At 72.5% G+C, this 6,831-nt stretch carries 5 protein-coding genes and 1 pseudogene; 2 read left to right on the top strand and 4 right to left on the bottom strand.

Annotation, left to right across the window (positions count from 1 at the left end; all coding sequences use genetic code 11):
- Positions 1-91: 91 nt before the first annotated feature.
- Both ABD330_RS31730 and ABD330_RS31725 read right to left on the bottom strand, forming a co-directional pair.
- On the bottom strand, positions 92-277 hold the full coding sequence (locus ABD330_RS31730; protein ID WP_344469773.1) for a hypothetical protein: 186 nt from the start codon (positions 275-277) through the stop codon (positions 92-94).
- Positions 278-390: 113 nt separating this feature from the next.
- Positions 391-807 carry a hypothetical protein gene (locus ABD330_RS31725; protein WP_344469771.1) on the bottom strand — a complete coding sequence of 139 codons (417 nt, stop codon included), beginning with the start codon at positions 805-807 and terminating at the stop codon, positions 391-393.
- Between the two features lie 16 nt (positions 808-823).
- Between ABD330_RS31725 and ABD330_RS31720 the strand changes: the two genes are divergently transcribed.
- The gene (locus tag ABD330_RS31720; protein ID WP_344469770.1) at positions 824-1,213 is read left to right on the top strand and encodes a DUF4291 family protein; all 390 of its coding nucleotides are present in this window, start codon (positions 824-826) and stop codon (positions 1,211-1,213) included.
- 29 nt (positions 1,214-1,242) lie between these two features.
- On the opposite strand, the gene ABD330_RS31715 is transcribed toward ABD330_RS31720, so the two are convergent.
- Both ABD330_RS31715 and ABD330_RS31710 read right to left on the bottom strand, forming a co-directional pair.
- Positions 1,243-4,941, bottom strand: coding sequence for a hypothetical protein (locus ABD330_RS31715; RefSeq protein ID WP_344469769.1), 3,699 nt, complete (start codon positions 4,939-4,941; stop codon positions 1,243-1,245).
- A gap of 172 nt (positions 4,942-5,113) precedes the next feature.
- Positions 5,114-5,455, bottom strand: a pseudogene (locus ABD330_RS31710) (transposase); the annotation flags it as partial.
- Positions 5,456-5,623: 168 nt separating this feature from the next.
- Here ABD330_RS31710 and ABD330_RS31705 point away from each other — a divergent pair.
- A complete protein-coding gene (locus ABD330_RS31705) occupies positions 5,624-6,601 on the top strand; it encodes an ISAs1 family transposase (protein WP_344469768.1) in 978 nt (325 codons plus the stop codon).
- Positions 6,602-6,831 lie beyond the last annotated feature (230 nt).

Below are 6,831 nucleotides of genomic sequence, written 5' to 3'. Positions count from 1 at the left end.
TACCTCACAGCACATGACTACCGGGACCGACCCCCCGCAGGCAGGTGAATGCCCCTGCTTCACCCATCCGAGCGACATCACGGATTCAACTTCAGTAGCGCGAGAGCGTGCCAGCGTTGACGAAGCGGCGCGTCGCGTAGCGGCGCACCGACACCCCAAGAGCCTCGAACTGTTGGTGCAGGGCCCCGGCCAACGCCCGGCACTCGTTATTGAGGTCCTTGTCCAGAGGCTGCAGCCCCGCCATCCGTGCCTTCCTGGGCTCGCTGTAGTACGTCACCGCGTCTGCGCTCTCTCCCTGCCCGAGCCTGGTAGCCGGGAACCGCTTGGTGGTGCGCGGTTCCCGGCTACCAGGCTCATGACGACGAGTCGCGTCCCTGGCCGGTGTCCGCCTCACTGCGAAGAGTCGGCGCCGCGCCAGGTACCGAGCCACTCCCAGAGCAGGCGGTGGTCGCCAGCGCGTAGGAGGTCGAACAGCAGCGGTTCGAAGGTGGAGAAGACCTGGCCGCGGACTCGGGACTGGGCGAGTGGATCCGGGATCTTCTTGGGGATGTCAGACATCACGGATGCCGGCTCGGTGCGCAGTTCGTCGAAGGAGGCCGCCGCCCAGCCCCGCGTGGTCCGGTAGGTCGTGGCGATGAGGAACCCGAGGCGGTCCGGTGGGGCGAGGTCGACATTCGCGCGTGCCCAGGCGGAGATCCCGGACGGCGGGCGACGGGTGAGTGGCGGCATCACGCCTGCGAGCAGCTGCGCCGCGTGGCCGGCGGCCGGCATGTCCGGGTTCGCGTACAGGGTGCCTTCGAGCGCCAAGCCCGGACAGGAACGCGTGCCGGCCGTCCGGATCAGCCGGGAGGGCCTCGAACGGGCGCTCGCCCACGCCTGCCTGAGTCACCACGATCGCGACCGTCACGCGTCCGCTGCGGCTTGGAAGGCCGAACTCGCCGCGAGCCCGGTGCGCATCCAGCGGGACCCTGAGCGCTCGACCAACCTCGGTGAGCTGCCCCATCGCGCCATCCAGATCGGCCTGTCCGGCGCGGCCGTCGACCGTTACGTGGACGAGTGGATCCTCGGCCTCACCGACGTCACGGCCTTGGCCCACGAGGCCCACGCTCTGGTCAGGGCGGGGCAGCCGGAGGCGGCTGACGCCAAGATCCCCGCAGAGACCCCGTACCCCCTGCCCGAGCACATCAGTGCGTGGATCGCCGCCACCCTGTAGAGCGGTCCTTTCGCCGACCCAGACGACGCTTATCCTCGGTCTCCCCCCGGGCCCTCGAGCAGCTGCGCGACGGAGCTCAGCGGCTCCCAGCCCTGGTCCCGGCTGGTCAGCGCGGCGTAGATCCGCTGCCAGGCCGCAGGTCCGTCGACCTTGCGCATCAGGGCGACCAGCTCGCCCGTCGCCTCCTCCAGCTGCGCCGAAGGGCCATCCGGCCGGAGCATCGCGCCCACGAGGTAGCGCAGAACCTGGGCCGCCGGGGCGACCAGGTGGACGAGGTCAAGCCCGGTCAGCCGCCCAGTGGCCAGGGCCTGGTCGAGACGCACGGCCAGTTTGCTTGTGCCGTGGTGGTGCCCGAACCCGAGGTGCATCCGCGCCCTGGTGAGCACGGGGCTCTCCTGCTGCCGCCACCGTGCCACGGGGCCGAGCGCCTCGTGATGGCGCAGCACGAACTCCTCGGGCGCGTCCGGGTGGGCGACCAGCGCCGCCCAGACGGCGAACGGTTGGCGCGCGTGCTCCGCCTCGAGCAGGGCCCAGTCGACCTCGTAGGGCAGCGTCAGCAGGTCGGGGACGAGGTACCCGTGGTACGCATGGTCGAGCCCACGCAGCCTCGCCAGCAGTTTCTCGGCGCGGAACTCGCGTGCGGTGCGCGACTGGAGCGCCGCGAGGGCGTCGGGGGCGGCCAGTGCCTTCCGGCAGATCCTGGTCGCCTCGGGGCCGACCCGCCCCGAGTCGAGCAGGGCCGCCAGCCGTTCCGGACCGCCGTGGCGCAGCATCCCCAGACAGCCTATGAGCTGCTCCGGCAGCCGGAGCCAGCCGGAGGTCCGTGCGAAGACGGCCTCGATCAGGTCGGGCTCGGGGGACTGCAGGCCCTTGGCGAGCCGATGGTCCTCGATCCGGTCGGCGTACGCCGCGAGCTCTCCCGCTGGGTGGACCGCGGCGCGATGCCGCACGCCGTAGTCGGGGTGGTGGCGCAGCAGCGCCAGGTTCACCAGGGGGTCGGCGCGCCCGAGCAGCTGCGCCACCTCCCGCTCCTCCAGCGGCTCGTGGCGCAGCTGGGCGAGTTCGTCGACGACGCCGTGGTCGCCATGGGTGACCAGATACTGGAGGACCGGCCGCGGATAGCGCTCGTGGTGGACGTTGAGGTAGAGCGCCAGCAGACGCGACGCATGCGGCCGCAACTGCGGGAGGACGGCCGCCAGGACTCCGGCGTCGGCGCGCAGCAGCGCCTCGCCGGCCGGCCACCCCCAGTACCGCACCCTGGTCCGGTCGAACTCCTCCGCGGACCCGGTACCGCTGGGGGTGACGCGCTCCGGGCGCGGGCTGACGGTACGGGAGAGCTCCACCAGCTCGGGCCAGCTCAGGTCGGTGTTCTCGGCGTGCTCCTGGGCAGCCGTCAGCAGCCGGATCCAGGCGGGTGCGTCGGCGCCGAGTTCCTCACGCAGCAGGTCGCCGAGGGCCCGCTGGACGGCGGGGACGAAGGCCGCGTCCTGCCAGTCCCAGGTCACCGGGATCAGGAACCGCGCGGGGATGGCCGCCAGCAGGGCCTCAGCGGTGACCACGCCGTTGAGGTAACCCAGATCGGCGAGTTGGGCAGGGAGCGAGAAGGAGCCTCCGCCGCCCATCCGCAGGGCATGTACGCGGACCGCCTCCAGAAGCAGCTCCGGCTCGGGCGCTTCGCAGAAGGTCTCCGGGTCGGGCGCCCAGTCGGTCCCGCGGGCCTCGACCAGCCAGCGGGGGGCGATCCAGCCGGGGTAGTCGTCGCTGTCGGTGCGGGCCAGGAAGGCCAGCACACCCGGGTCGTCGGGCACGGGCGGTGGGACCAGGCCGGGCGTGTCCTTCCCCAGCGTGATCAGGAGGTCGATCGCGCCGAGCGCGGCCCGGTGGTCCCGGCCGACGGGCTCGGTGGGCGGTTCGAACGGCTCGGCGGCCCGCAGGGCGGCGGGCACCGCGGAGAGCGTCGCGGGTGCCGGGGCTGCCCGGTCCGCGGCCTGCTCGGCGTGCGCCAGCAGCTCGGCGAGTGTCCCCGGGAACTCGGGCAGCGCCTCCAGCAGCACCTCCCAGACCTCGGGCCGGCCCGCGAGCCGCTCTCCGGCGAGCGCGGCCAGCTGCGCCGTCACGGCGGCGGGCAGGCCGTCGTCCTCGGCCAGGCGGCCAAGGCCCATCACCGCCTCCAGCGCGGGCCGGGCAGCGGTCACCAGCAGTGCGGGATCCAGCAGACCGGCCCGGACGCACTCGGGCGCCCAGCTGCGGCTGTACTGGTCCAACGCACCCTCGGCGAGCCGTTCGCCGGGCGGCGTGACCACGCCCTCGATCCGCTCGCCCTGACGCCACAGGTCGTTCAGCACGGTGGTCCGGAACAGGGTGCGCTGCTCGTCGGTGGCGTCCTCGTGGCGGAGCAGCTCCTCCGCCACCCGCGGCAGGTACGGCGACGCGCGGTGGCCGGCCGCGAGGGCCTCAATGTCGTGCGCGTAGGGCTCGTGCAGCAGATCGCGCAGAGTGTCGGTGCCGCGGGTGGTCTGCAGCCGCCGGACCAGCGTGGCCGGGGCCTCGTAGGCCTCGCACTCGGCGCGCAGCCGCCGGCAGCCGTCGGGGTCGTCCAGGGCTCCGGCCACCAGAGCGACGACCTTCGGGTGGAGGCCCCGGGCCGGCGCCGGATCGTCGAGCAGGCCGCGGACCGCGGCGGAGCCGTGCCGCTCCCAGACCCGCAGCATGGCGTACTGCTGCGCCTGCCTGCGGACACCCAACGACAGCCCCAGACGGGTGAGTTCGGGGTCACCGCTGCCGACCAGCGGGGCGAGCGCGGGCCGCCCGGTCGGCGCGCTGCCCAGCAGGGTGACCCGGTCGACGGGCACCGGCTGCGTGCGCCCGGGGGTGTACGGGGTGCCGGCGGCGATGGCCCGCCGCAGGGACGGGGTGGCGCGCGGGTTGCGGTAGACGACGGCGTTGACGGCGGGATCGTCGGCGGTGACCAGCTGCCTGAGGACGCGGGCGTCGAGGCGGGGGTGTCGGGCGAGGGCGGCGCGCGTGCGGCTGTCGCCGTACGCGGTGACGGCCTCCACCAGCCGGGCCGACGGCTGGGAGCCGCCGGCCAGCAGCTCGGTGACGGTGGTGTCGTCCAGGTGCGGCAGCACGTCGGCGAGGTCGCGCGGGTCGGCGTGGCCGAGCAGGAGGGCCAGCGCGGCGTAGACCGTCCTGGGCGGCGCGGAACGCGCCTCGACGGCCGGGGGAAGGTCCTCGGCGAGGAGGTCGGGCAGCGTCCCCCGGTGGGTCGCCAGCGCGCCCTGGACTTCCGACCAGCGTTGCGGATCGGGGCCCAGGTGCTTGGCCACCAGCTGTTCCAGCCGGGAGGTGAGCGGGCCTTCGCGGCCCGTCGCGCCCGCCAGCAGGGCGGGCAGGACCCGGGCGGGCCGGGCCTGCTCCAGCAGGTCAAGGGCGAGGGCCGCGTCGAGGGCGCCGGCCGCGCGGGCGGCGGCGGTCAGGGCGGCGAGGCCGGGCTGCCGGGGCGCGGCGAGCGACTCACGTACCGCGCGGGCTGCCCCGGCCGGATCCGCGGGCGGGTGGGCCGCGCCCAGTTCGGTACGCGGCGGGAGGTCAGCGGGCCACTCCGCCCCGAAAGCGGCCCTCAGCTGCTGGAGGTGTCCGGGTTCGAGACCGGGCAGCGCGAGCAGCAGAAGCGCCCGCAGGCGCGCGGCGGCGTCCTCCCGGTCGCGTGGGCTGAGGTGGTCCATGACGGCTCTCCCGGCGGCGTGCTCGATCGGCGCGGCCCACTCCTGCTACCACGCCAGGTACGAGCTCATCCCAGCACGTGCCTCTGACAGTCGGTCATCCGCCCATGGCCAGAGGGCGCTGTGACCCACCAGCGGTGATCATGGATTCGAGGGCTTCGTCCGCTGAGTGGTCGCCCCCGGAGCTGGTGCCCTTTTTGATGGAGCCGGTGTCGTCGATGATCAGGACTCCGTCGTCGGCGCCGAGGCGCTCGGCGACGTAGTGCTGGAGCTCGTCGCGGATCTCGTCCGCCTCCCAGCGGGCGCCGGCGAGCAGGTGCTGGAGCCCGTCGGGGGTGGTGTGGCCGGCGTATTCGGCCAGCTGCCATCCGTTTTTCCGGCCGACCGGGCCGAGCAGGCCGCGGACGTAGTCGCGCATTCGGCGGCGTGGTTCCACGCGGCTGAAACGGTGGCCGATGCGGAGGAAGAGGTCTTCGAGTTCGTTGTCCCAGGTCTCGGTTGCAGGCTCGTTGATCATGTCGGGAGGCTGCCCCGTCACTGTCACTGCCAACGCCGGCTGCACACGATCGAGGGGCGGTCCCATGAAGACCGCCCCTGACCGGACACCAGGCCGCTACACTCACCGCGCGCAGCCTCTGAACAGGCAAAACGTCGAAGTCCTGCCGGAGTATTAGGAGCCCTCGGTGTGCGACATCATCCGCTCGGGTGGCGTCGCTGTCCCCCCGCGGCGACGATCGGGCGCGTCCTCCAGGACGTTGACGGGGATGCCCTGGACCGGGCGGTGTGCGCCTACCTCGCCGACCGGCACCGTGCCACCACCGAGCCGGCCGGGCGGCCGTCCGGTCCACGGCGCGTCATCGCCGTGGACGGCAAGGCACTCAAGGGCTCCGCCCGACTCGACTCGGCCCGTCGGCACCTGCTCTCGGCGGTCACCCACGGCACCGTCGTGACCCTCGCCCAGACCGAGATCGGCGCGAAGACAAACGAGACCACGCATTTCAAACCCCTGCTCGCGCCGCTGGACCTGGCGGGTGCCACGGTGACCTTCGACGCCCTGCACTCGGTGAAGGCGAACATCGCCTGGCTGGTCGAGACCAAGAAGGCGCACTACATCGCCGTGATCAAGACCAACCAGCCCACCGCCCACCGCCAGCTGGCCGCCCTGCCCTGGCACGACATCGACGTCCAGGACACCGCCTCCGAGACCGGGCACGGCAGACGCGAGTCCCGCTCGATCAAGACCTGCGCCATCGCCGACGAACTCGGCGGCATCGCCTTCCCCCACGCCAAGCTCGCCCTCCGCGTCCACCGCCGCCGCCAGGAGAGCGGAAAGCGGCAGAGTCGCGAGAGCGTCTACGCCGTCACCAGCCTCGACGCCCACCAAGCCGGCCCCGCCGACCTCGCCTCCGCGATCCGCGGGCACTGGGGAGTGGAGAACTCCTCCCACCACATCCGGGACGTCACCTTCGCCGAGGACGCCTCCACCGTCCACACCGGCACCGCACCCCGCGCGATGGCCACCCTGCGCAACCTCGCCATCGGCGTACTGAAGACCCTCGGAGCCGACAACATCGCCAAGACCACCCGAGCAATCAACCGCGAACCCCACCGGGCACTCCCGATCCTGGGCATCACCAACAACCTGGACACATGCGGAACTTGATCAAGCCCTGGCGGCGAAGGCCGTGGTCAGTTCGTTGCGCAGCGTCGGGCGGGGCCGACGGAACTGGGTGACGTCTTTGTCATGTTCTTCTGGGCGCCGATTTACGGGTGAGAGCGTGATGGGCCCCTGCTGACATACTTTGACGTCACCGCCCGTCCCCACCGATGAATCCGCAGATCACTTCACATCATTACCGGGAGAACCCATAACCGTGAGCAAGAACATCAACA

This window comes from Kitasatospora kazusensis (assembly GCF_039529945.1).
Taxonomy (GTDB): domain Bacteria; phylum Actinomycetota; class Actinomycetes; order Streptomycetales; family Streptomycetaceae; genus Kitasatospora; species Kitasatospora kazusensis.
Note: the sequence above shows the minus strand (reverse complement) of the source record. Positions and strands in the feature narration are given on the sequence as shown.

What these genes read in the sequence shown, in the direction of transcription:
- ABD330_RS31715 (WP_344469769.1), bottom strand. Translation starts at nt 4,941, where the DNA reads ATGGACCACCTCAGCCCACGCGACCGGGAGGACGCCGCCGCGCGCCTG.